Source organism: Bosea sp. OAE506, assembly GCF_040546595.1.
GTDB lineage: Bacteria > Pseudomonadota > Alphaproteobacteria > Rhizobiales > Beijerinckiaceae > Allobosea.
The window spans coordinates 900,519-922,916 of the sequence record NZ_JBEPOB010000001.1 but is presented as its reverse complement, the minus strand read 5'-3'; the positions used below and the strand labels follow the sequence as shown (position 1 = coordinate 922,916).

Sequence of the window (22,398 nt, the reverse complement as noted above, 5' to 3'; positions counted from 1 at the left end):
CACGCCGTATCAAGGGGTGGCTCCGCCGACGCCCCGGGCAAGGGCGGGCCTCCGCAGCGATTCACGTGAAACCGCCGACCCCGCTGACGCAGCCCTCAGGCCGCCCGCTGCAGCCCCACCCGTCCCCAGATCGCGATCAGAGCCTCGACGAGATGGTCGATGTCGGAGTCGGAATGCAGCGGCGAGGGCGTGATCCGCAAACGCTCCGTGCCGCGCGGCACGGTTGGGTAGTTGATCGGCTGGACATAGATCGCGAAGCGTTCGAGCAGTTCGTCGCTGACCGCCTTGCACAGCACGGGGTCGCCGACCATCACCGGCACGATGTGGCTCGGATTGGGCAGATGCGGCAGCCCGGCGGCGTCGAGGCGCCGGCGCAGCGTCGCCACCCGCTCCTGATGGCGCTCGCGCTCCGTCTGGCTCTGCTTGAGATGGCGGATCGCGGCAAGCGCGCCGGCCGCGACCGGCGGAGGCAGCGAGGTCGAGAAGATGAAGCCCGATGCGAAGCTGCGGACATAGTCGCACAGCGCCGCCGAGCCCGTGATGTAGCCGCCCATCACGCCGAAGGCCTTGGCGAGCGTGCCCTCGATCACGGTCAGGCGCGAGGACAGGCCCTCGCGCTCGCTGACGCCGCCGCCGCGCGGACCGTAGAGCCCGACCGCATGGACCTCGTCGATATAGGTCATCGCGCCGAATTCCTCGGCGATGTCGCAGAAATCCGCAATGGGGGCGATGTCGCCATCCATCGAATAGACCGACTCGAAGGCGATCAGCTTGGGCCGCGCCGGATCGAGCGCGGCCAGCTTGCGTCTGAGATCGTCGGGGTCGTTATGGGCGAAGATGTGCCGTTCCGCCCGCGAATGGCGAATGCCCTCGATCATCGAGGCATGGTTGAGCGCATCCGTCAGCACGACACAGCCCGGCATGCGCGAGGCGAGCGTGCCGAGCGAAGCCCAGTTCGACATGTAGCCGGAGTTGAACAGGAGCGCGGCTTCCTTGCCGTGCAGATCGGCGAGCTCCTGCTCCAGCAGCACGTGGTAGTGGTTCGTGCCGCCGATGTTGCGGGTGCCGCCGGCGCCGGCGCCGCAGCGGTCGAGCGCCTCATGCATCGCCGCCAGCACGGACGGGTGCTGGCCCATGCCGAGATAGTCGTTGGAGCACCAGACGGTGATCTCGCGCGGGCCGCCCTCGCCGTAATAGGTCGCCCGCGGAAACTGCCCGGCCCGGCGCTCGAGATCGGCGAAGACGCGGTAGCGGCCTTCCTGGCGCAGGCCGTCCAGCTCTGTGCGGAAGAATGTCTCGTGGTCCATCGCCAGCCTCCTGCGGCGCGCGCTTTCTAAGCATAGGGCCGGACAGGCGAAATGGCACGCGGTGTCGCGCCCCGCCTTGATCGCGATCAGGCCTCGCGCCGCGCCAGCTCCAGGATCGCCTCCAGCAGCGCCCGGATCGCGATGCCGGCATCGGCTTCCGTCATCGCCTCCAGGGGCGAATGGCTGATGCCCTTCTCGTTGCGCACGAACAGCATCGCCGCCGGGCAGAGCGCGGCCATCGCCATCGCGTCGTGACCCGCGCCCGAGGGCAGGCGTCGCGGCGTGGGATTGACGCCCATCCGCGCGATGCCGGTGCTGAGCGCGTCCTGCAGCGTCGGATCCATCGGAACCGCCGACGCCTTGGTATAGGTGGTGATGCTGAGCCCCACCCCGCGCCGCGCCGCGATGTCGGCGAAGCGCTCCCGGACGATGGCTTCCATCGCCGCGACCGTCTCGTCGCGGGGCGAGCGGATGTCGACGGTGAAGGAGACCGCACCGGGCACGACATTGGCCGCCCCGGGCTCGACCTGGAACACGCCGACCGTGCCGACGGCCTGCTCGTGCCCGGCCGCGATCCCCTCCAGCGCCAGCGCCATCTCGGCGCTTGCCGTCAGCGCATCCTTGCGCAGCGCCATCGGCACGGTGCCGGCATGGCCGGCCTCGCCCGTCACGCGGACGCGGGCGCGCCGCTGGGCATTGATCGCTGTGACGATGCCGACGGCCTCGTTCTCGACCTCCAGCACCGGCCCCTGCTCGATATGAACCTCGAGATAGGCCTTCACCGATCCCGGCTTGCGCGCCAGCCCGGCGATGCCGCCGGGGTCGCCGCCGAAGGCGACCAGCGCATCCGCGAGCCGGACACCGTCCGCATCGCGCGCGTCGAGCCAGGCCGGGTCGTAATCGCCCGCCAGCGCACCCGAGGTCGAGAGATGCGTCGGGAAGCGGACATTCTCCTCGTCGCCGAAGGCCACGACCTCGAGCGCGAAGGGCAGGACGATCCCCGCGTCGCGCAGGGCTTGCGCTGCAAGAATTCCGGCGACGACGCCGAGATTGCCGTCGAAGCGCCCGCCATCCTTCACCGTGTCGATATGCGAGCCGATCATCACGGCAGGCCCGCCGGGCACCGGCCCTTCGCGCCGGCCCTGAACCGAGCCGGCGGCGTCGATGAAGGCGGTCAGCCCCGCGACCTCCATCGCGCCCTTCGTCCATTCCGCCGCCTGCCGATGGGCTGGCGAGAGATAGAGCCGCGTCAGCTTGCCGGGCTCGTCGGAGAAGCGGTTGAGGCCCTGCAGAGCGGCGAAGGCACGCGCGCCGAGGACGGCGGCGGAGGGAAGCGAGGCGGCCATCGATCGGTCCTAGTAGGTCGCCCGGCCGCCCGACAGGTCGAAGACGCCGCCGGTGGTGAAGCTGTTCTCGGCCGAGGCCAGGAAGGCCACCATCGAGGCGACCTCTTCGGGCAGCAGGAAGCGTCCGCGCGGGATCTTGGCGAGCATGTAGCCGATGTGCTCCTCCGTCATCTGGTCGAAGATGCGGGTGCGGGCGGCTGCGGGCGTGATGCAGTTGACCGCGATGTCCTGCGTCGCGAGCTCCTTGCCGAGCGACTTGGTCAACGCGATCACCGCCGCCTTCGAGGCTGAATAGGCCGAGGCATTGGGGTTGCCCTCCTTGCCGGCGATCGAGGCGACCAGCACGAGACGCCCGTAATTGCGCTTGATCATGCCGGGGATTACCGCCTGGCAGCAATGCAGCGTGCCATCGACATTGAGCTTCATCACCCGCGCCCATTCGTCGAGCGGATACTCCCAGGTCTTCAGATTGGCTCCGGCGATGCCGGCGCTGGTGACGAGGATGTCGACGCTGCCCTGCCTGGCCTCCAGCGCGTCGGCCGCGGCCTTCACCGCCGCCGCATCCGTGACGTCGATTCCGAGCCCGGTTGCCGTCCCGCCGATCTCGGCCGCCGTCTTCGCCGCGAGAGCAGCGTCGAGATCCCAGATCTCCACATGGGCGCCGCTGGCCGCGAAGCGCTCTGCGACGGCACGGCCGATGCCCTGGGCGCCCCCGGTGACGATGGCGGTTCTTCCCTGCAGATCGATCTGGTTCATTGTCGGCCCCTGACTCGTTGGACGCGCACCCTAGTGGGTCGAAGGCCGCCGGGACAAGGTCGCCGGCGGCGAGGCCGGGGCCTTGCCGGTGCAGGGGCTGCAAGGATTCGTTAAGCATGACGGCCGACGCGCCGCCGTGGCGGGGGCCGTTCCGAAGTGGGACGCAGGGGCTGGTCCCGTGCCGATCCCGCACAGGGCGCGACGCACCCCGCAAACCGGGGCTCCGCCGACGCCCCGTTCCGGAACAGGGCGTGATTTCAGCGGCTTCCGCGACGGACCTTCGCTCGCGGATCGGCGGAAGGCGCCGTTCACCACCCTGCCCGGTTCGCCTTGATTCCCGCCCGCATTGCGTCATGACCAAAGGGCGCCGGCAACCGGTGCGAGACGCCGCCGACGGACCTGCCCCGGATCGACCGACCCGTGACCGCCAGCCTGACCCTTCCCCGCAACGTTCCGGCCCCGCCCTCGAGGCCGACCGGCATCGTGCAGCGCGACATCGGCGGCATCGGCGTCGCCGTGCTGACCCGCGCTGGTGCGCTGGCCGAGCTGTCGGAGGCGATGAGAACCGGGCGGCATGTCAAGCTCGCCTTCTGCAACGCCAACCTCGTCAATATCGCCGCAGACGATCCCGCTTTGCTGCGGCTGCTGTCGGGCTTCCTCGTCCTCACGGACGGCATCGGTGTGGATCTCGGCGGCTGGCTGCTCCATGGCGTGCCCTTTCCGGCCAATCTCAACGGCACCGACTTCATCCCCGCCCTGCTGGAGGCAGAGCCGCGCTCCCTGAGCGTCGGCCTGCTAGGCGCCAAGCCCGGCGTTGCCGAGCGGGCGGCCCGGGCGCTGGCGCAGCGCTACCCTCGCCACGCCTTCCGTGTCGTCGGCGACGGCTTCTTCGACGCGGCCCGCGAAGCCGCGATGCTGGCTGATCTCGCGGCCGCCCCGCCCGATCTTCTGCTCGTCGCGCTCGGTAATCCCCGCCAGGAGCGCTGGATCGCCGAGGCGCTCGGGCCTCAGCACGCCGCGGTGGCCGCCGGCATTGGCGCATTGTTCGATTTTCTCGCCGGCGAAGTGCCGCGCGCGCCCGAAGCCTGGCGCCGGGCGCGGCTGGAATGGCTCTACCGGCTCTGGTGTGAGCCCGGCCGGCTCTGGCGCCGCTACATCCTTGGAAACCCGCTTTTCCTGCTGCGCCTCCTGCGTCAGCGCCTGCGGACGGGCAGGCCGACGCGGTGACCTTGAGCTTCGCCATCGCGACGCCGAGCTATGCCGGTGATGTCGAGCGCTGCCGGCTGCTCTGCGCCAGCATCGACCGCTTCGTCACCGGCCATGCGGCGCATTATCTCCTCGTCGAGGACGCCGATGTCGCCCTGTTTCGCCCGCTCGAAGGCCCGCGACGCCGCGTCATCGCCGAATCCGAGCTGCTGCCGGGCTGGCTGAAATCCTGGCCCGACCCCCTCAGCCTCGGCCGGCGCCGCGTCTGGACCGGCGCACGCGCGTTGCTGCGCGGCGTGCCGCCGCTGCGGGGGTGGCATGCCCAGCAGCTGCGCAAATTTGCCCTGCCGCTGAAGAGCGACGAGGACGTCGTCCTCTTCGCCGATTCCGACATGCTCTTCCTGCGACCCTTCGACGTCGCCAGCCTCGCGACGCAGGACGGCGTCCGGCTCTACCGCAAGCCCGACGGCATCGCCGCCGGGATGCTCGAGCACCGCGGCTGGTGCGACAGCGCCGCCGGGCTGCTCGGCCTGCCCGCGCCGGATTTTCCGAGCCCGGACTACATCAACAACATGGTGAGCTGGCGCCGCGACAATGTCCGCGCGCTGATGGCCCATGTCGAGCGCATGAGCGGGCGCGAATGGGTCAGTGCCATCGCCTCGCGGCGCGGCTTCTCGGAATACATGATCTACGGCTATTTCGTCGAACGCGTGCTGGGGCTCGACCAGGCCCGGCACTGGCCGGACCCGCGCGAACTCTGCAAGGTCTATTGGGGCGGCGAGGCCGGCGCGATCGAGAGCCTGCGCTCTTTCGAGGAAGTGCTGGAGCCCTGGCAGGTCGCCGTCGGCGTTCAGTCGTTCATCGGCGAACCGGTCGAGACGATCAGGGCGCTGTTCGAGACGCAGTGACCCGTCCGCCGGCCTGCGCCAGCAGCCGGTAGGTCACGGCCGCGGAGAGAACATAGACCGCCCCGAAAACGAGGTTGAGCCAGGGCGCCCAGGCTTCGTTGGCCGGGAAGCGCAGCATCGCCCAGGAGAGCAGCGCAGCCTTCAGCCCTGTGATCGCCAGGAGCAGCGCGATTCGCGAGCCGGTGCGCTCGCGCGCATAGAGCAGCTCGGCATGGTACTCGACCAGGTTGCGGAAGGCCGGCACCAGCAGCAGCGGCAGGAAGAGATACGAGGCTTCCGCGACGTTTCGGCCGAGCAGGCCGGGGAAGGGCTGCAGCGCGACGATCACGGCGACGAGCCCGCCCACCGAAATCACGGCGATGCCGGCCTCGACCAGCGCCAGACGGCCTGCCCCGCCGGCGAGGCCGCGGTCCTTCATGATCTTCTGGACCAGCATCTGGTTGAAGCTGCGCACCGGCATGGCGGTGAGGTCGATGACCCGCATGGCGATCGCGTACAGCCCGGCGACCCGCTCCCCCGCCAGCGCCAGCATCAGGAGCTTGTCGAGCTCGGCCTGCACATAGAAGACGATCTCCGCCGCGCCGGCATAGACGGCGTCCGCCATGCGGCGCGGATAGAGCCGACGGACGAAACGCAGCCGCATCGGCGGCAGGAAGAAGATCAGCGCCAGGCTCAGTGTCGCCGTCGTCGCCACCAGATAGGCGATGGCCCAGATTTCGAGGCTGTGCCGGCCGAACGCCGCGAACAGGAGCGCGGCGACGGTGCGCAGCGACGAGCCGATGATGACGAGCAGGGCCGCCTGGCGGAAGCGCCGCAGCCCGTTGTTGACGATGGCAACGACCTCGACGAGCCGCCAGCACAGAATCTCCGCCACCAGGATCAGCGCGAAGGGAAGCGCCCCGAGCCTGTCCGCGAAGAGGAAGACATAGGCCAGCATGGCGGCCGCCGCGATCACCGGCAGCGAGAGCGCAGCGAGCGCCGCGAAGCCGGCCAGATAGGTTCCCAGCAGCCGCGGCTTCACCGTCGCGACCCGGTAGACCGGCGAGACGAAGCCGAAGGCGAGCATGCGCGACAGGATCAGGCCCGTGGCCGAAGCCGTTGCGAACAGACCGAATTCGCCGAGGGTCAACGTATTCGCAACGATGAGGAAGTAGACAAGCGAGATCACGAGCCGGCCGGCTGAGCCGCTCAGGATGGTGAGGTAGGCGAAAATGGCGGCGCGGTCTGGCAGCATGAAATCCGTCTTCGCGGCGCGGAGGGTGCGCCCGGGGCCGTCTGGCCCGGCTTCTGCCTCTTCCGGACGGCGTCGAGGCGCGACCCTAGCCGACAGGCGTTGAACGACCCTAAACGAAACGGAACCGTCCCCGCCCATGCGACAGCCCGATCCGGATCGAGACATCGATGGCCTGACCCGGCGCGGCGCGCTGGTCGCCGCCGCGGGTCTGGCGTCGACCGGTTTCGCGCGTGCCGCCGGCCTGACCTCGGCCCAGCCCATTCCCCTGGGCTCGGCCGCGCAGATCGAGACCTTCCGCGCCGATCCGCGCTATCGCGACGCGCTGAAGCGCTATTGCGACGTGATCGTGCCGATGAACGACCTGAAATGGGAGACGCTGCGCCATGACCGCACCCGCTTCGACTTTTCGGGCGCCGACGAACTCGTCGCTTTCGCCGAGCGCAACGGCCAGGCGCTGCGCGGCCATGCTTTGCTCTGGGGCGAGGCGCTGCCGCCCTGGGCCCGCGAGATGACCAGCCGGGCCGAGGCCGAGCGTGAGCTCGTCGAGCACATCGGCACCGTGGTCGACCGCTACAAGGGCAAGATCGCGACCTGGGACGTCGTCAACGAGGTCATCCGCTTCGAGCCCCTGCCCGGCGAGCCGATGCGCGACACCATCTGGCAGCGCCTGCTCGGGCCCGCCCATGTCGAGATCGCCTTCCGGGCCGCCGCCGCGGCCGACCCGAAGGCGCGGCTCGTGCTGAACGATTTCAACTTCGAGGAGCCGGGCGAGGGCACGGCGGCGCGTCGCCGCATCGCGCTCGATCTCTGCCGCCGGCTGAAGGACAAGGGCATCCCCGTCCACGGCATCGGCATGCAGGCTCATCTTTACGCCGACCGCCCGCTCGACATCGACGGTTTGCAGAACTTCATGGTCGAGATCGGCAAGCTCGATCTCGACGTCGAGATCACCGAGCTCGACGTCATCGACTGGAAGCTGCCCGCCGACGCCGCGACGCGCGACCGCGCCGCCGCGAGCCTGGTCGGGACCTTCCTCAACGCGATCGTTTCGGTCCGCCGGCCCCGAGCCATCGTCACCTGGGGCCTGAGCGACCGCTATTCCTGGATCCACGAGACCTTCCCGCGGCAGGACCGGGCCAAGGCCCGGCCGCTGCCGCTGGATGTCGACTTCCGGCCCAAACCGATGATGGCGGTTCTCGACCGCTATCGCCGCGGCCAGAGCTGAGTGCCTGCGCCAAGACAGGACCATGAAGACGAGCTGCCCGTACCGATACGCCCCCGTCCCGGTGTCCGGCGAGGACTTGAAGAGTGAAGCGTAGCGTCATGTTCACCAACGAGACCGCCGTCAGCGAGCCGGAGCCGAGGCGAGATCGCTGCGAGCGCCGGGCCGTGCCTGCGGCGGTTCCGGCCGTCATGGCAAAGCTTACCGATCCTGCCTGGCTGTTCCGCACCCTCTGGGCCCGCAAGGGGCTGATCCTGCTCTGCGCCGTTCTCGGCCTCGTCCTGGCGGGGCTGGCCAGCCTGCTCGTGCCCCCGAAATACGTCTCGACCGCCCAGCTCTTCATCGACCCGCGCGACCTGCGCGTGCTCCAGAACGAGGTCTCGCCCAATGCCACCGGCGGCGACCCGACCTCGATCACCAGCTATCTCGAGAGTCAGGCCCGCATCATCGCGTCTGACAGCATCAAGACGCCGGTGGTCTGGAGCGAAGGTCTCGACAAGGACCCCGAATTCGGCGGCGAGGCCCCGAAATCGGGATTGGGCCGGCTGCTCGCCGATTGGCTGCCGAAGAGCGGCGCGCCCGATCATGACGGGCTCGTCTACGCGCTGGCGGCCCTCGACCGGAACGTCAGCGTCCGCCGCGGCGAGCGCACCTTCGTCATCGACATCTCGGTCACCTCGCGCGAGGCGGCCAAGGCCGCCCGCATCGCCAATGCGCTGGCGGAAACCTATCTCGAAAACCAGGCCAAGGTCCGTGCCGAGGCCGCCCAGCGCGCCACCGCCTCGCTGACCTCGCGCCTCGAGGAGCTGCGCAACCGCCTGCGCACGGCCGAGGACAAGGCCGAGCGCTACAAGGAAGCCAACAACATCGTCGGGGTCGGTGCCGGCCGTTCGATGACCGAGGAGCAGCTCGCCCTCAATAACGCTCAGCTCGTCGCGTCGCGCACCCGCGTCACCGAGGCGCGGGCCAAATACGACCAGATCATCGCCACCCGCCCGGCCGGCATCGAGGCCGGCGCGATCCCCGAGGCGGTCGCCTCCAACACCATGACGGCGCTGCGCGCCCAGCTCGGTGCGGCGCTGGCCAAGGAGGCGGACCTGCTCGCCTCGCTCGGCGCCCGCCACCCGGCGCTCGCCGCCGCCCAGGCCCAGACCCGCGACGCCCGGCGCCAGATTTCCGACGAATTGTCGCGGATCTCGCGCTCCGCCAAGGTCGAGCTGGATCGCGCGGTCGAATCCGAGCGCCAGATCGCGCGCCGCGTCGACCAGCTCACCGCCACGCAATATGCGGCCGGCCGCGCCTCGGTCGAGCTGCGTGAGCTGGAGCGCGAGGTCGAATCCTCGCGCGTCGTCTACGACGCCTTCCTGCGCCGCGCCCGAGAGACCGGCGAGCTCGCCGGCATCGACACGACCAATGCCCGCGTCATCGGCGCGGCGATGCCGCCGCTCGAGAAGAGCGGCATCAGCCGGCGCACGCTGGCTCTGCTGGGCGGCGTCGCCGGCGGCGGGGCCGGCGTCGCGCTGGCGCTCGGGCTCGCCCTGTTCGGCCCGATGCCTCCGCTGCGGCGCCCGGCCCGGCAGGCCGACGAGACCGAAACGAGCCAGCCGCCAGCCGCCGCTGCTCCGGCCGAATCGAAGCCCGTCTCGGCGCCGCTGATGGCGGTGCCTCTGGCCCCGGTCGTCGCGACGCGTCCTGTCGCGGCCAAGGCCGGCTGGCGCCGGCTCGTCGCGATCCCTGGTGGGCAGGCCGAGCGCGTGCCCGATCTGCTGCGCACCGCGGCCGCCCCGCTGCTGGCGACCCTGCCTGCCGTCCGCCATCGGCGCTGGCGCCGTGACGACGGCGAGGTCCGTTCCGTCTTCCAGGCGAAGGCACATCTGGTCGATGTGCTCGACAAGCCTAATGCCGGCTTCGCCAAGGCGGTCCGGGCTGTGCGCACGGCGCTCGTGGCGCAGACCTCCGGCGGCGACCGCCGGCGTATCCTCGTGCTCGGCCTGCGGCCGGATGCGGGCGCCTCGACGCTCGCCCTCAACCTCGCCCTCGATGCGGCCCAGGCCGGCCTGCCCTCGATGCTGGTCGATGCCGGCCTCGGCGATGACTCGCTGACGCGGATCTACGCGCCCGAGGCGCAGTCCGGCCTGCACGACGTCGTCACCGGCAAGGTCGGGCTGGTTCGGGCGGCGCTGCAGGACGAGGGCACCGGCCTGTTCTTCCTGCCGCGGACGGGCCGGGCCGACGAGGTCACCACCGCGCAGATCGGCGGCGGCTTCCTCGACAAGGCCCGCCGCTTCGGGCCGATCGTGGTCGATGGCGGCGCGGTCGGCACGGATGGTCTGGCGCTGCGCTTCGCCGAGGTCGCCGACGACATCGTTCTCGTCCTGCGCGAGGGGGCGGTCGGCGAGAGCGACCTCGCCAGCGCGACGGCAGCGCTGGGCGAGCATGCCGAAAAGCTGCGCGGCTTCGTCGTCAACGAGGCCTGATCGCCGCGCTCAGTTTGTCTCGGGCTTGCGGTACTGCTCGTTGGCGACGCCGAATTCCGACAGCAGGCGCCCGGTCGCCACCTGCGCGTGATAGAGCCCGATCACGGCAGACCCCGTCTTCAGGCCGAGCGCGAGGCCGCGTGGAAGGCTGGCGCCCAGCAGCGCGAGCGACTTGGCCAGCACGCGCAGCCGGCCGGGCGGCCCCGGCCGCTGCCGCCGCTCGATCGCGGCCGAAATCGCGCCGTTGCGCAGGGCCCGCGCCTGGATCCAGCCGAATTCGCTGCGCCGCGACGGCATGGTCTCGCGTTGCGCCGCCTCCTGCACCCACCAGAAGCGGAAGCCGGCGGCGCGGGCACGGGCGAAGAAGTCGCTGTCGCCGCCGCCGGTGAAGTCGAACGCCTCATTCAGGAACGGATATCCCAGCCGTTCCAGCACCGTCCGTCGGATCAGGTAATTGGCGCTCGAAAACAGGATCGGTACCGGCCCCGAGGTCTCGTAATGCGAGCGGAAGACCGGGTGGGCGGACAGCCAGGCGCGCGAGGAATCCTCGAATTCAGGCGTGACCGAGCCGCCGAACAGCTCGGCCGGCGCACTGCGCGCGGCCTTCAGGAAGGCATCGAGCCAGAGCGGCGTCGCCGTCTCGTCGTCGTCGATGCCCAGAACCTGCTGCAGCGCCGGAAAGCGCGTCAGCGCGCAGCGCCAGGCGGCGTTGTAGGCTTTGCAGTTGCCCTGGCGCGGCTCGACGATGACGAGCCCCTTGAACAGCCCTTGCGCGAGCAGGGAGGCGGCGCGCTGCGCACCAGCCTGTTCCGTGCCCTCGTTCTCAACGATGATGACCGCAAAATCATGCCCGCCCCGCTGGGCCGCGAGCGAGCGCAGGGTCGCCTCGAGCAGGTCGGGCCGGCGAAAGGTCGGCACGCAGACGACGCTCTCGACACCCGCCAGCGAAGCCGTGGGCGAGGCCGCCAGCACGCTGAAGGGCTCAGGCGTCGTGAAGAGCGGCATGGCGCGGTCGTGGATCGGGTCGAGAGCATTCATGCCCTCCATCATCGCCGGCCGCGCTTAAGGTTCCGTGATCGCGATGGCCGGATCGGCGGGGGACTGCGGCCATAAAGCGTTGGTCATGCTCGTTCGACGCGCTTGACCCGCGCCCGCGGGAGAGGCCTTGCTGCCGATGCGGTGCGCGCCGCACCGTGTTCTCCGGCCGGGCTTCTTCCCTTGCGTCTCGCCTTTCTCACCGCCCTGGTTCCCGTCGCCCGGCCCGACACCGGCTTCGAGATCGCCAATGCCGCGATCCTCGACGCCCTGCGGGAGGCCGGGCACGAGGTCACCGCCTTCGGCTTCCTGCGCCCGGGCGAGGTGCCTGCCGATCCAGACCGCTCCCGCATCATCGCCGAGACCGAGATCGAGAATGCCGTGGCGTCCCCCGCCACGCGCCTGCGCTGGATCGCCGCCGCCCTGCGGATGCGCCTGCCGGTGGCCTGCGCCAAGCTGCGCCTCGTAGGCGCCGGCCGGCTGGTCGAGGTGGTCCGCGCCGAAGGCCCCTTCGACGCCATCGTGCTGAATTCCGTGATGCTGCCCGGCGCCTTCCCGGAGCTGCTCTCGCTCGCGCCCTGCCTGCTGGTGGAGCACAATATCGAGCATGTCTCGGCGCGTCAGAGCGCCGCCCACGCCCGCAACCCGGTCCTGCGGCGGCTCTACCGGCGCGAGGCGCGCCTGCTGGAGCAAATCGAGCGGCGGCTCTGGCGGGATTGCCGCTTCGTCTGGACCCTGGCGGAGGAGGATCGCGCCGCGCTCGGGCCGGCGCTGGCGGCGCGCTCGGCCGCTTTGCCGCTCCTCCCCGTCGCGGCAACGCCGGAGACGCCCGCGATCGCCGAACCGGAGCCGGCCCATGATGTCGGGCTGATCGGCACCTGGACCTGGACGCCCAATTTTATCGGCCTCGACTGGTTTCTGCGCGAGGTCTGCCCGCACCTGCCGCCGGACGTCACGGTCGCTGTCGCCGGCCGGCTGCCGCCCGGTATGGCGGCGGCCCCGCGCGGGGTGCGCCTGCTCGGGCGGGTCCCGGCGGCCGACGCCTTCCTGCGCTCCTGCCGCATCGTCGCGCTGACCAGCCGCGCGGGCACCGGCGTGCAGCTCAAGACGGTCGAGGCGCTCGGGCTCGGCCTTCCGGCGGTTGCAACCCCGCTCTCCTGCCGCGGCTTTTCGGCCATGCCGGCCAATGTCACGCAGGCCGAGGATCCGCGCGCCTTTGCAAACGAGCTTGTCGCGCGGCTCGCCGTCATCCGCGCCGGGGATCGCCAGCGCCTCGACGGGGCCGCTTTTCTGGATCGCCAGCGCCAGGCCCTGGCGGAGGGGCTGGAGCGCGGTCTCGCGGCGGCGCGGGGCTGACTATTCGGCCGGCTTTGCGGGGCCGCGCCCGATCGTGAAGCCGAACAGCGGCCCGGCGCTGATCATCACCAGGAAGACCCTGACGATGTGGTGGGCCGCCACGAAGGCGACTTCGGTGTGGAGCGCCAGCGCGATCAGGCTCATCTCGGCAAGGCCGCCGGGCGAATAGGCCAGGATCAGCGGCACATGCCCGTGCACCGAGACCTTCGCCACCAGCCAGGCGAAGGCGAGCGTCAGCGACAGCAGGATCACCGTCGAGCCGGCCGAGAGGGCCAGCACCCGCAGGATGGTGCGCGGCAATGTGCCGACGAAGCGGCAGCCGATGGTAATGCCGAGGATGAGCTGGGCGGCGTTGACGATCTCGAAGGGCGGCACGGAGTCGCTCAGGCCCGAAACATGCACGATCGCGCTGACGATCATCGGCCCGAGCAGGAACTTCGCCGGCAGACGCAGCCATTCGCCCAGCACGATCCCGGCCACACCGCAGGCGAGCAGGACGAGTTCGGCCGAGAGCGGCGTTTGGAACACGGAAGGCCCGGCGACGCGGTTGCCGCCGATCGGCACCCCGCCGATCCACTGCACGATGAAGGGTAGCGTCATCACCACCAGCAGGATGCGGGCGGAGTGGATCAGCGCGATGATGCGGGCATCGCCGCCCTTCTCCTCGCCGAGCGTCACCATCTCGATCAGCCCGCCCGGCATCCCCGCAAAGAAGGCTGTGATGGGGTCGAATCCCGCGACCTTGCGGAAATAGGCGACGCAGGCGAGGGCGCAGGTGATCATGAACAGCACGAGCCCGGCCAGCGTCGGCAGCCAGTTCGGCAGCTGCGCGATCACCTCGGGCTTGAAGCCGGCGCCGAGCATGACGCCGATCACCATCGTCATCGGCGGGCGGATCACGGAAGGCGCCGCCACCGGCCAGCGCAGCAGCGCGGCGGCCGTGCAGGCCACCATCGAGCCCAGCATCCAGGGCAGGGGCAGGCGCATGAGCACGAAGAGATAGCCGCCCAGCCCGCCGATCAGCAGCGCCAGCGCGAAGCGCCGATAGGGAAAGCGGGTCGGATGCAGCCCGCGCACACCCGAGGCGAAATCGCTCAGCAGGGTCCTCACCGAAGGCGGCCCGCCCGCTTCGCAACGCCCGGCGCAACGGCCGGGCACAGGCCCGGGACAGCGGATCGGGAAGGGGCTGACATGCAAGCTCCGGCGTCGTGGCGATGCGGTGCACCTCCTAGACCGTAGGGGCGGGGTGCGAAAGTCCGCGCTGGACATGCCGCATCTGCCGATCCGGCGCATCGCCGCGACACAACCCCGGCATGTGCGACCGGCTCTGGCGCGACTCCGCGATTTCATCGATCACTCTTGCGGGGGAACACCCGGCCGGGCCTCGACGCCCGAGGCCGACGGTCGAGGGCGATGAGCGAAGAACGGCAGACCGGGCGCACGGATCGCCCGGCGCAGGGCGAGGGTTCGGCCGAGATCGAGCCACCCCCGCGCATCCTCGACATGGCGGAGCCTGTCGCAAGCCGAGAGCCGCCCCTCACGCTCGAGCCGGCCGCAGCGGTCGGTGCCTTGCACTCCGGGCGGGCGCGCCTTACGCACTGGTGGGGCGCCGCGAGCCCCAATCTGCGTGGCTCGGCCTATATGATGGCGGCGCTGCTGGTCTATGCGGTGATGGTCGGCGCCATCAAGCATGTCGGCGGCGTGATCCCGCTGGTGCAGATCCTGCTCATCCGCCAGGTCGTCATGAGCCTCGTCTTGCTCGCGGTCTCGCGCGGCGGCCTGCGGCCGATGCTGCGCACACGCCGGCCGGGCCTGCAGATCGTCCGCAGCGTCCTGACACTCACCGCGATGCTGTGCGGCTTCACCGCCGTCATCCAGATCCCGCTGGCGCAGGCGACGGCGATCGGCTTCAGCCAGGTTCTCTTCGTCACCATCGCCGCCGTCATGGTGCTGAAGGAGGTCGTCGACGCCCGCCGCTGGATCGCGACCGTGATCGGCTTCCTCGGCGTGCTCGTTATGTTGAAGCCGAGTGGCGACGGCCTCGATGCCTTCGCCCTGCTCGCGGTCGCCGGCGCGCTGCTCAACGCCGGCATCACCGTCAGCGTCCGCATGCTGGCCGCGACCGAGCGCACGGACACGATCCTGATCTGGCAGGGCATGGTGATGATTGCGGCACTCGCCATCCCGAGCTGGCTCTGGTGGGTCCCGCCCGATGCCAACCAATGGTTCTGGCTGATCGTGCTCAGCCTGTTCGGCACGGCCGGGCAATGGCTGATCACCCGCGCCTACCAGGTCGGCGAGGCGGCGGCGCTCGCCCCGCTCGACTTCAGCCGCCTGATCCTGGCGAGCCTGACCGGCTTCGTCTTCTTCGCCGAAATCCCGGCGCTTTCGACCTGGATCGGCGCGGGCATCGTGGTGGGCGCGACGCTCTACACCATCCGCAAGAACGCGCGCACCCTCCCCCGCGAGCCGGCCACGCCCTGACGACCGCTCGCCCGCGGATTGCTCCGCGCCCGTCGCCGGGGTTATGAATCGGCGCACGCGGGCCCGATCCGGCCTCACTCGCGCGCGTGCAGACCCGACGCGAAGGAGCCGCCCATGCGCATCGAGAACGACCCGAAGCTCGATTTCCGCGACGTCCTGATCCGCCCCAAGCGCTCGACGCTGGGCAGCCGCGCCGAGGTAGATGTCTTCCGCTCCTTCCGCTTTGCCCATACCGGGCGGGACTGGACCGGCTTCCCGCTGATCGCGGCGAACATGGACGTGGTCGGTACCATGCAGATGGCGCGCGCCCTGTTCCGCCATGGCGCCATGGTGGCGCTGCACAAGCACTACGGACCCGAGGAGCTCGCCGCCTTCTTCCGCGAGCCGGAATCGGCCAACGCCTTCTTCTCGCTCGGCACCACCGAGGCGGACCACGACAAGCTCGCCCGCGTCCACGCCCAGTCGCCGATCGGCAAGATCTGTCTCGACGTCGCGAATGGCTACACCGAGAAGTTCGTCGAGACGGTCAAGGCGACCCGGGACGAGTATCCCGACGCGGTGATCATGGCCGGCAATGTCGTCACCGGCGACATGACCGAGGCGCTGATCCTGGCCGGCGCTGACATCGTCAAGGTCGGCATCGGCCCCGGCTCTGTCTGCACCACTCGCAAGATGACCGGAGTCGGCTATCCGCAGCTGTCGGCGATCATCGAATGCGCCGATGCCGCCCATGGGCTGAAAGGCCTGGTCTGCGGCGATGGCGGCGTGACCGTGCCGGGCGACCTCGCCAAGGGCTATGGCGCCGGCGCCGACTTCATGATGCTCGGCGGCATGCTCGCCGGCCATGACGAGTGCGAGGGCGACATTCGCTACGAAGAGCGCGACGGCGAGAAGGTTCCCGTCGGCATGACCTTCTACGGCATGTCCTCGGACACGGCGATGAAGCGCTATTCCGGCGGCGTCGCGAAATACCGCGCCTCCGAGGGCAAGACCGTCGAGGTGCCCTATCGCGGCCCGGTCGAGGGCACGATGCAGGAGCTGATGGGTGGGGTGCGCTCGGCGATGACCTATATCGGCGCCGTCCGGCTCAAGGAGGTGCCCAAGCGCACCACCTTCATCATGGTCGGCAGCCAGCTGAATACCGTCTTCGGCAGCTGAAAAACGCCGTGTCCCGCTCTACCGCCGCCGGCCCGGCTGTTGCATAGTCGCGCCCTTCGAGAAGCCGAAGGCCGCAACGGGCCCGGGGGAGAGACGACGATGATGAAGACAGTTCTGGCGGCCACCGCCGCTTTGGCGGCGAGCGCCTCCCTGGCGAGCGCCCAGCAGCTCGCCCCGAGCCCGACGCTCGATGCGATCAAGGCGCGCGGCCATATCGAATGCGGCGTGCATCTCGGCCTGCCCGGCTTCTCCTTCGCCGACGACAAGGGCGAGTGGACCGGCCTCGACGTCGATTACTGCAAGGCGCTGGCCGCTGCCGTCCTCGGCGATGCCAAGAAGGTCAAGTTCACGCCGACCTCGGTGCAGCAGCGCTGGCCGATCCTGCAGTCGGGCCAGGTCGACCTGCTCTCGCGCAACTCGACCATCACCTTCTCGCGCAACGCCTCGCTCGGCCTGAACTTCCAGGGCATCAACTTCTACGAGGGCCAGACCTTCATCGTCCGCAAGGCGACCAACGCCAAGAGCGCGGCCGATCTCGACGGCGCCTCGGTCTGCGTCGCCGCCGGCTCGACCGAAGAGAAGAACGCCTCCGACTGGTTCCTCGAGCGCAACCTCAAGGTCACCATCACCAATTTCCAGAAGAACGACGACGCCATCGCCGCCTATGACGCCGGCCGCTGCGACGCCTACACCGCCGGTGTCGGCGCGCTCGCCGGCCAGCGCGTCAAGCTCAAGGTCCCCGGCGACCACATCATCCTGACCCAGCCGATCTCGAACGATCCGCAGGGTCCCGTCACCCGCTGGGGCGACGAGCGCTGGCAGCTGATCGTGCGCTGGGTGCTGAACGGCACCATCGCGGCCGAGATGCTCGGCGTCACCTCTGCCAATGTCGACCAGATGAAGTCGAGCTCGAAGAACTCGGAAGTCCGCCGCCTGCTCGGCGCCGAGGGCAATTTCGGTGCGATGATGGGCCTGTCGAACGACTGGATGTACAACGTCATCAAGCAGGTCGGGAACTACGGCGAGAGCTTCGAGCGGACCGTCGGCATGGGCTCGACGCTGAAGCTCGAGCGCGGCCAGAACCAGCTCTGGACCAAGGGCGGCCTGCTCTTCACCCCGCCCTTCCAGTGAGAGCCCCTCGCCAGTGAGTGCCTCTCGTCATGGTCGGGCTTGACCCGACCATCTCGGAAACCAGCCTCCGCGTCATGAGCTTCTCGGGTCGCAGCGTCGCTGCGCCCGAGAATGACGCCCAACGATCCCTTGGCGCCGCTTCGTGACCAGAGCCTTCGCCCTCCTCAACGACAAGCGCGTGCGCGACGTGGTCTATCAGGCCGCGCTGCTGCTCGGGCTCGTGGCCCTGACCGTGTTCTTCGTGCGCAATGCCTCGGAGAACATGGTCAAGGCGGGCATCGCCTCGGGCTTCGACTTCCTCTGGCGCAATTCCGGCATCGACGTGCCCTTCGTGCTGACGGGCTACACCCGCTCCAGCACGGTGCTCGACCTGTTCTGGGCCGGCGTCGCCAATACGATGCTGGTGACCGTCGTCGCCATGGTCCTGGCCACCGCGCTCGGCTTCCTCGTCGGCATCGCGCGGCTCTCCTCGCACTGGCTGCTCTCGACCGTCGCCGGTGCCTATATCGAGTTCGTCCGCAACATCCCGCTGCTGTTCTTCGTGCTGTTCTGGTATTTCGGCGTGATCGCCGCCCTGCCGGCGCCGCGCGACAGTGTCAGCCTCTTCGGCGTCGCCTTCCTCAACAATCGCGGCCTGACCATCCCGCTGCCGGAGGCGCCCGTGACCTTCCGCTGGGCGGTCGCGGCGATCCTCTTGTCCTGGATCGCCCAGGCGCTGGTCGCCGCCTGGGCCCGCCGCCGCAAGGAGCGCACGGGGCAGGACGCGCCGGTTCTGGCAATCGGCCTTGGGCTCGTCGTGGTGCTGCCGGCTCTCGCCGTGACCTGGGCGAGCCTCGCGACGGGCTGGGACGTGCCCGTGCTGCGCGGCTTCAACTACCGCGGCGGCTTCGTCGTCATCCCCGAATTCGTCGCGCTGCTGGCGGCGCTCGTCACCTACACGGCGGGCTTCATCGCCGAGATCGTGCGCGGGGGCATCCAGGCCGTGCCGCGCGGCCAGACCGAGGCTGCCGCCGCGCTCGGCCTGCGCCCGGGGCGCATCCTGCGGCTCGTCACCATCCCGCAGGCGTTGCGCGTGATGATCCCGCCGCTGACCAACCAGTATCTCAACGTGCTCAAGAACTCGTCCTTCGGCGCGGCGATCGCCTATCCCGACGTGGTCAGCCTGTTCATGGGCTCGGCGCTCAACAACACCGGCCAGGCGATCGAGATCATCGCGATGACGCTCGCCGTCTATCTCGTCATCGGGCTGGCCGTCTCGGCCTTCATGAACTGGTACAACGCCCGCATCGCCCTGGTGACGCGATGAGCGCGGCCTCCACCTCGCTCTGGCGCCAGCGCCTGTTCGGCACGCCCGCCACGGCCGTCGTCACGCTGCTGCTGGCGGCAGCGATCGCGTGGCTGGCGATCCCGATGATCCGCTGGGCGCTTGTCGATGCGAGCTGGCGCGGCACGACGCGGGCCGACTGCGTGACGGGCGGGGCCTGCTGGGTCTTCGTCAAGGCCCGCTTCGGCCAGTTCATGTACGGGCTCTACCCGCAGGATCAGCGCTGGCGCGCCGATCTCGCCGGCCTCCTCTTCGCCCTCGCCACCGCCGCCGTCGTCTTCGCGCCGCCGCGCCTTCGACTGAAGGCGGCGATCGCGGCGCTGATCGTCCTGCCGCCGCTCGGCATCTGGCTGCTCGCGGGTGGGTTCGGCCTGCGCTGGATCGAGACGCGCGAATGGGGCGGGCTAATGCTGACCCTGTTCATCTCGGTCTATGCCAGCCTAATCGCGATCCCGCTCGGCATCCTGCTCGCGCTCGGCCGCCAGTCGCAGCTGAAGGTGGTCCGGCTGGTCAGCGTGCTCTTCATCGAGTTCTGGCGCGGCGTGCCGATCATCGCGGTGATCTTCCTGGCCTCGCTCCTGCTGCCGCTGATTCTGCCCGGCGGCGTCGGCATCGACCGGCTGGCCCGCGCCGTCATTGGTCTCGGCCTCGTCATCGCCGCCTATATGGCCGAAGCGGTGCGCGGCGGACTGCAGGCGCTGCCGCCCGGCCAGCGCGAGGCGGCGACCGCGCTCGGCCTGACCTACTGGAAGGCGACGGGGCTGATCATCCTGCCGCAGGCACTGCGCATCTCGCTGCCGGCGATGACCAACGAATTCATCGCGCTGGTGAAGAACACGACGCTCGTGCTCGTCGTCTCGATCCTCGACCTGCTCGGCATCGCCCAGGCCTCGCTGGCCGACCCCGCCTGGGTCGGCATGAACATGGAGGCCTATGTCTTCTCGGGCTCGATCTACTGGTTGATCTGCTTCGCGCTCTCGCGCTGGAGCCGCCATCTCGAAATGCTGGGCCGGCGCCAGCATCGCTGAAGCGACATCCGCTCAACGAAAAAGCCGGCCTCGCGGCCGGCTTTTCTGCATCAGACGCAGGCGCTGCGTTCAGGCGCGGACCTTGCTGCGGTCGCGGCGGCGGTCGGCGGCCGGCTGGTAGGCGATGCGGGCGTGATAGCTGCAATAGGGCATGCCGGTCTGCGAGCGCCCGCCGCAGAAGCGGAATTCTGCCGTCGTCGGGTCGCCCATGGGCCAGCGGCACATGTATTCGCGCAGATCCATGATGGTGACCCGCTCGGAGAACGGAATCACCACATCCTCCGACGGGGCGGGCGCCTGTGCCGCCTCGGTATCGGCCTCGGGTTCCGGCGCATATTGCGGGGCGAGCGCGTTAGCGCCGCGCGTCATCGCGCCCGGATTGGAGGACTGACCGCCCATTGGATGGCTCGGCGAACGCGTCGGCGCCTTGCGGGGCGCAGCCGTGCGCGGCGTGCTTGCGGCGGCCGGGTTCTTGGCGCGGCCGGACAGGCCGAGGCGATGGACCTTTCCGATCACGGCGTTGCGGGTCACGCTGCCGAGTTCGGCGGCGATCTGGCTGGCGCTGAGCCCGTCGCTCCAGAGCTTCTTCAAAAGCTCGACGCGCTCTTCCGTCCATGCTCCGGCTTCGTTCATCGGCTCACCTGTCTTCTCGGCCGGCTCCTTGGCGGAGCCGTCCTATGGGCGGATCGTGGCGGAATCCGATATCCCCGGCGCCCGCCGAAAGACGGAAGCCGTGACAGTCGAAACTGACGGATACTGGGGTCGCCGCACGAAATGTCGTATCTGACGAAGCCGACCCTACAAGATACCCTGACTCGGCGACAAGAGTCGGCGAATCGGAAATTGCTTTTTCCCCAGTCGATTCGCCGATCCGGCCGAAACCGAATCCTTTCGGCAACACTGTCGGAGCGAGTGGAATCTGGTCCGGGCCCGTCCGGAATTGACAGGGGCGGCGCCCTTTAGCATAGTTCGACCACGACGCCGCCGCCCTCTCGGGCGGCGCTTATGTTTTGCGGATCAGGGCTTTGCAGCGATGCGAATGACGGCGCGACGAGAAACCGGACTCTGGCTGCGACGATAACGTCGTCGCCGGGTCGTATTCGGCTGCCTCCCTTCTGGCGCCGTCTCGCCCGGACCACCGTTTTCAGTCCGGCGCCACTCCGTTTTCACCATCGCCCGTCGCGAGGATCGCATCCCATGGCCTCTACCCCTGTTTCCGCTTCCGCCGCCCCCTCCGTCCTGCTGCCGACCTATGCGCGTGCGCCCGTCGCCTTCGAGCGCGGCGAGGGACCCTGGTCGATCACAGCCGACGGCACCCGTTATCTCGATTTCGGCGCGGGCATCGCGGTCAACGCGCTCGGCCACGCCCATCCGCATCTGGTCGAGGCGCTGACGACCCAGGCCGGCAAGATCTGGCACACCTCGAACCTCTATTCGATGCCCGAGGGCGAGAAGCTGGCGCGGCGCCTCTGCGAGGCGACCTTCGCGCAGCGCGTCTTCTTCGCCAATTCGGGGGCCGAGGCCAACGAGGCCGCCATCAAGATGGCGCGGAAATACCATGCCGCGAAGGGTCACCCCGAGCGCTACCGCATCATCACCTTCGAGGGCGCCTTCCATGGCCGCACGCTGGCGACGATCGCCGCCGGCGGCCAGCAGAAATACATCGAAGGCTTCGGCCCCAAGGTCGACGGCTTCGACCAGGTCCCCTTCGGCGACCATGCCGCGCTCGAGGCCGCGATCACCGATGAGACGGCCGCGATCATGATCGAGCCGATCCAGGGCGAAGGCGGTCTGCGCTCGGTGCCGCCGCAATGCCTGCGCGGCCTGCGCACGCTGTGCGACGATCGGGGGCTGCTGCTGATCTTCGACGAGATCCAGACCGGCGTCGGCCGTACCGGCAAGTTCTTCGCTCATGAGCTCTCGGGCGTGACGCCCGACATCATGTCGATCGCCAAGGGCATCGGCGGCGGCTTCCCCATGGGCGCCTGCCTCGCCACGGAAGAGGCCGCCTCGGGCATGACGCTCGGCACGCATGGCACGACCTTCGGCGGCAATCCGCTCGCCATGGCCGTCGGCAATGCAGTGCTGGACGTCGTCCTGGCGCCGGGCTTCATCGAAAAGGTCGGGCAGATCGCTCTGCGGCTGAAGCAGTCGCTGGCCGAGCTCAAGGACAAGCACCCGCAGGTCATCGCCGAGATCCGCGGCGAAGGCCTGATGCTCGGCCTCAAGCTGCACACGCCGAACACCGATTTCGTCACAGAGGCGCGCGCCGCGGGTCTCCTCGTCGTCGGCGCCGGCGACAATGTCGTGCGCCTGCTCCCGCCGCTGATCATCGGCGAGGCGGATGTGGCCGAGGCGGTCGCCCGTCTCGACCGCGCCGCGAGTGCCGTCGAGGCCTCGCTGAAGCGGCCCGCGGCCGAATAGCA

General features: G+C 69.6%; 18 protein-coding genes. 11 read left to right on the top strand and 7 right to left on the bottom strand.

Annotated elements, in window-relative coordinates; all coding sequences use genetic code 11:
* Positions 1-95: 95 nt before the first annotated feature.
* From hemA to ABIE41_RS04415, 3 genes are all read right to left on the bottom strand, one after another.
* Positions 96-1,307, bottom strand: a complete 1,212-nt coding sequence (hemA, locus tag ABIE41_RS04425) for a 5-aminolevulinate synthase (RefSeq protein ID WP_192643585.1) — start codon at positions 1,305-1,307, stop codon at positions 96-98.
* An 86-nt stretch (positions 1,308-1,393) separates the two neighbouring features.
* Positions 1,394-2,653 carry an allantoate amidohydrolase gene (locus ABIE41_RS04420; RefSeq protein ID WP_192643584.1) on the bottom strand — a complete coding sequence of 420 codons (1,260 nt, stop codon included), beginning with the start codon at positions 2,651-2,653 and terminating at the stop codon, positions 1,394-1,396.
* Positions 2,654-2,662: 9 nt separating this feature from the next.
* Positions 2,663-3,409: an SDR family NAD(P)-dependent oxidoreductase gene (locus tag ABIE41_RS04415; protein ID WP_192643583.1), complete on the bottom strand. Its 747-nt coding sequence runs from the start codon at positions 3,407-3,409 to the stop codon at positions 2,663-2,665.
* 420 nt (positions 3,410-3,829) lie between these two features.
* Here ABIE41_RS04415 and ABIE41_RS04410 point away from each other — a divergent pair, with 420 nt between their 5' ends.
* Complete coding sequence (locus ABIE41_RS04410) at positions 3,830-4,636, top strand: WecB/TagA/CpsF family glycosyltransferase (protein WP_354191772.1); 807 nt, start codon at positions 3,830-3,832, stop codon at positions 4,634-4,636.
* Complete coding sequence (locus ABIE41_RS04405) at positions 4,633-5,523, top strand: DUF6492 family protein (RefSeq protein WP_192643582.1); 891 nt, start codon at positions 4,633-4,635, stop codon at positions 5,521-5,523. Before ABIE41_RS04410 ends, ABIE41_RS04405 begins: the two co-directional genes overlap by 4 nt.
* Here the strand turns inward: ABIE41_RS04405 and ABIE41_RS04400 are convergent.
* Positions 5,498-6,757, bottom strand: coding sequence for a lipopolysaccharide biosynthesis protein (locus tag ABIE41_RS04400; protein ID WP_192643581.1), 1,260 nt, complete (start codon positions 6,755-6,757; stop codon positions 5,498-5,500). The genes ABIE41_RS04405 and ABIE41_RS04400 overlap by 26 nt on opposite strands.
* Before the next feature lie 136 nt (positions 6,758-6,893).
* On the opposite strand from ABIE41_RS04400, the gene ABIE41_RS04395 reads away from it, so the two are divergent.
* Positions 6,894-7,982 carry an endo-1,4-beta-xylanase gene (locus ABIE41_RS04395; RefSeq protein WP_192643580.1) on the top strand — a complete coding sequence of 363 codons (1,089 nt, stop codon included), beginning with the start codon at positions 6,894-6,896 and terminating at the stop codon, positions 7,980-7,982.
* Positions 7,983-8,065: 83 nt separating this feature from the next.
* Entirely contained in the window at positions 8,066-10,456 is a 2,391-nt protein-coding gene (locus tag ABIE41_RS04390) for an exopolysaccharide transport family protein (RefSeq protein ID WP_192643579.1), read from the top strand.
* Between the two features lie 9 nt (positions 10,457-10,465).
* On the opposite strand, the gene ABIE41_RS04385 is transcribed toward ABIE41_RS04390, so the two are convergent.
* A complete protein-coding gene (locus ABIE41_RS04385; protein ID WP_354191771.1) occupies positions 10,466-11,494 on the bottom strand; it encodes a glycosyltransferase family 2 protein in 1,029 nt (342 codons plus the stop codon).
* 180 nt (positions 11,495-11,674) lie between these two features.
* Between ABIE41_RS04385 and ABIE41_RS04380 the strand changes: the two genes are divergently transcribed.
* The gene (locus ABIE41_RS04380; protein WP_192643578.1) at positions 11,675-12,847 is read left to right on the top strand and encodes a glycosyltransferase; all 1,173 of its coding nucleotides are present in this window, start codon (positions 11,675-11,677) and stop codon (positions 12,845-12,847) included.
* On the opposite strand, the gene ABIE41_RS04375 is transcribed toward ABIE41_RS04380, so the two are convergent.
* A complete protein-coding gene (locus ABIE41_RS04375) occupies positions 12,848-13,957 on the bottom strand; it encodes an AbrB family transcriptional regulator (RefSeq protein ID WP_354191770.1) in 1,110 nt (369 codons plus the stop codon).
* A gap of 303 nt (positions 13,958-14,260) precedes the next feature.
* Between ABIE41_RS04375 and ABIE41_RS04370 the strand changes: the two genes are divergently transcribed.
* From ABIE41_RS04370 to ABIE41_RS04350, 5 genes are all read left to right on the top strand, one after another.
* Positions 14,261-15,331: a DMT family transporter gene (locus tag ABIE41_RS04370; RefSeq protein ID WP_192643576.1), complete on the top strand. Its 1,071-nt coding sequence runs from the start codon at positions 14,261-14,263 to the stop codon at positions 15,329-15,331.
* 114 nt (positions 15,332-15,445) lie between these two features.
* Positions 15,446-16,489, top strand: coding sequence for a GMP reductase (locus tag ABIE41_RS04365; RefSeq protein ID WP_192643575.1), 1,044 nt, complete (start codon positions 15,446-15,448; stop codon positions 16,487-16,489).
* A gap of 99 nt (positions 16,490-16,588) precedes the next feature.
* Positions 16,589-17,620 (top strand): amino acid ABC transporter substrate-binding protein, encoded by a 1,032-nt coding sequence (locus ABIE41_RS04360; RefSeq protein WP_210320966.1) that lies wholly within the window; start codon positions 16,589-16,591, stop codon positions 17,618-17,620.
* Positions 17,621-17,762: 142 nt separating this feature from the next.
* Positions 17,763-18,926, top strand: a complete 1,164-nt coding sequence (locus ABIE41_RS04355) for an amino acid ABC transporter permease (RefSeq protein ID WP_354191769.1) — start codon at positions 17,763-17,765, stop codon at positions 18,924-18,926.
* On the top strand, positions 18,923-19,972 hold the full coding sequence (locus ABIE41_RS04350; protein ID WP_192643574.1) for an amino acid ABC transporter permease: 1,050 nt from the start codon (positions 18,923-18,925) through the stop codon (positions 19,970-19,972). Before ABIE41_RS04355 ends, ABIE41_RS04350 begins: the two co-directional genes overlap by 4 nt.
* 69 nt (positions 19,973-20,041) lie before the next feature.
* On the opposite strand, the gene ABIE41_RS04345 is transcribed toward ABIE41_RS04350, so the two are convergent.
* A complete protein-coding gene (locus ABIE41_RS04345; protein ID WP_192643573.1) occupies positions 20,042-20,605 on the bottom strand; it encodes a GcrA family cell cycle regulator in 564 nt (187 codons plus the stop codon).
* A 564-nt stretch (positions 20,606-21,169) separates the two neighbouring features.
* Between ABIE41_RS04345 and ABIE41_RS04340 the strand changes: the two genes are divergently transcribed.
* Positions 21,170-22,396 (top strand): aspartate aminotransferase family protein, encoded by a 1,227-nt coding sequence (locus tag ABIE41_RS04340; protein ID WP_192643572.1) that lies wholly within the window; start codon positions 21,170-21,172, stop codon positions 22,394-22,396.
* Positions 22,397-22,398: the final 2 nt, after the last annotated feature.

Excerpts from the sequence above, each read along its gene's own strand:
- hemA (WP_192643585.1), bottom strand. The coding sequence starts at position 1,307 with ATGGACCACGAGACATTCTTCCGCACAGAGCTGGACGGCCTGCGCCAG.
- ABIE41_RS04420 (WP_192643584.1), bottom strand. The coding sequence starts at position 2,653 with ATGGCCGCCTCGCTTCCCTCCGCCGCCGTCCTCGGCGCGCGTGCCTTC.
- ABIE41_RS04415 (WP_192643583.1), bottom strand. The coding sequence starts at position 3,409 with ATGAACCAGATCGATCTGCAGGGAAGAACCGCCATCGTCACCGGGGGC.
- ABIE41_RS04400 (WP_192643581.1), bottom strand. The coding sequence starts at position 6,757 with ATGCTGCCAGACCGCGCCGCCATTTTCGCCTACCTCACCATCCTGAGC.
- ABIE41_RS04395 (WP_192643580.1), top strand. The coding sequence starts at position 6,894 with ATGCGACAGCCCGATCCGGATCGAGACATCGATGGCCTGACCCGGCGC.
- ABIE41_RS04385 (WP_354191771.1), bottom strand. The coding sequence starts at position 11,494 with ATGAATGCTCTCGACCCGATCCACGACCGCGCCATGCCGCTCTTCACG.
- ABIE41_RS04370 (WP_192643576.1), top strand. The coding sequence starts at position 14,261 with ATGAGCGAAGAACGGCAGACCGGGCGCACGGATCGCCCGGCGCAGGGC.
- ABIE41_RS04365 (WP_192643575.1), top strand. The coding sequence starts at position 15,446 with ATGCGCATCGAGAACGACCCGAAGCTCGATTTCCGCGACGTCCTGATC.
- ABIE41_RS04360 (WP_210320966.1), top strand. The coding sequence starts at position 16,589 with ATGATGAAGACAGTTCTGGCGGCCACCGCCGCTTTGGCGGCGAGCGCC.
- ABIE41_RS04350 (WP_192643574.1), top strand. The coding sequence starts at position 18,923 with ATGAGCGCGGCCTCCACCTCGCTCTGGCGCCAGCGCCTGTTCGGCACG.
- ABIE41_RS04345 (WP_192643573.1), bottom strand. The coding sequence starts at position 20,605 with ATGAACGAAGCCGGAGCATGGACGGAAGAGCGCGTCGAGCTTTTGAAG.
- ABIE41_RS04340 (WP_192643572.1), top strand. The coding sequence starts at position 21,170 with ATGGCCTCTACCCCTGTTTCCGCTTCCGCCGCCCCCTCCGTCCTGCTG.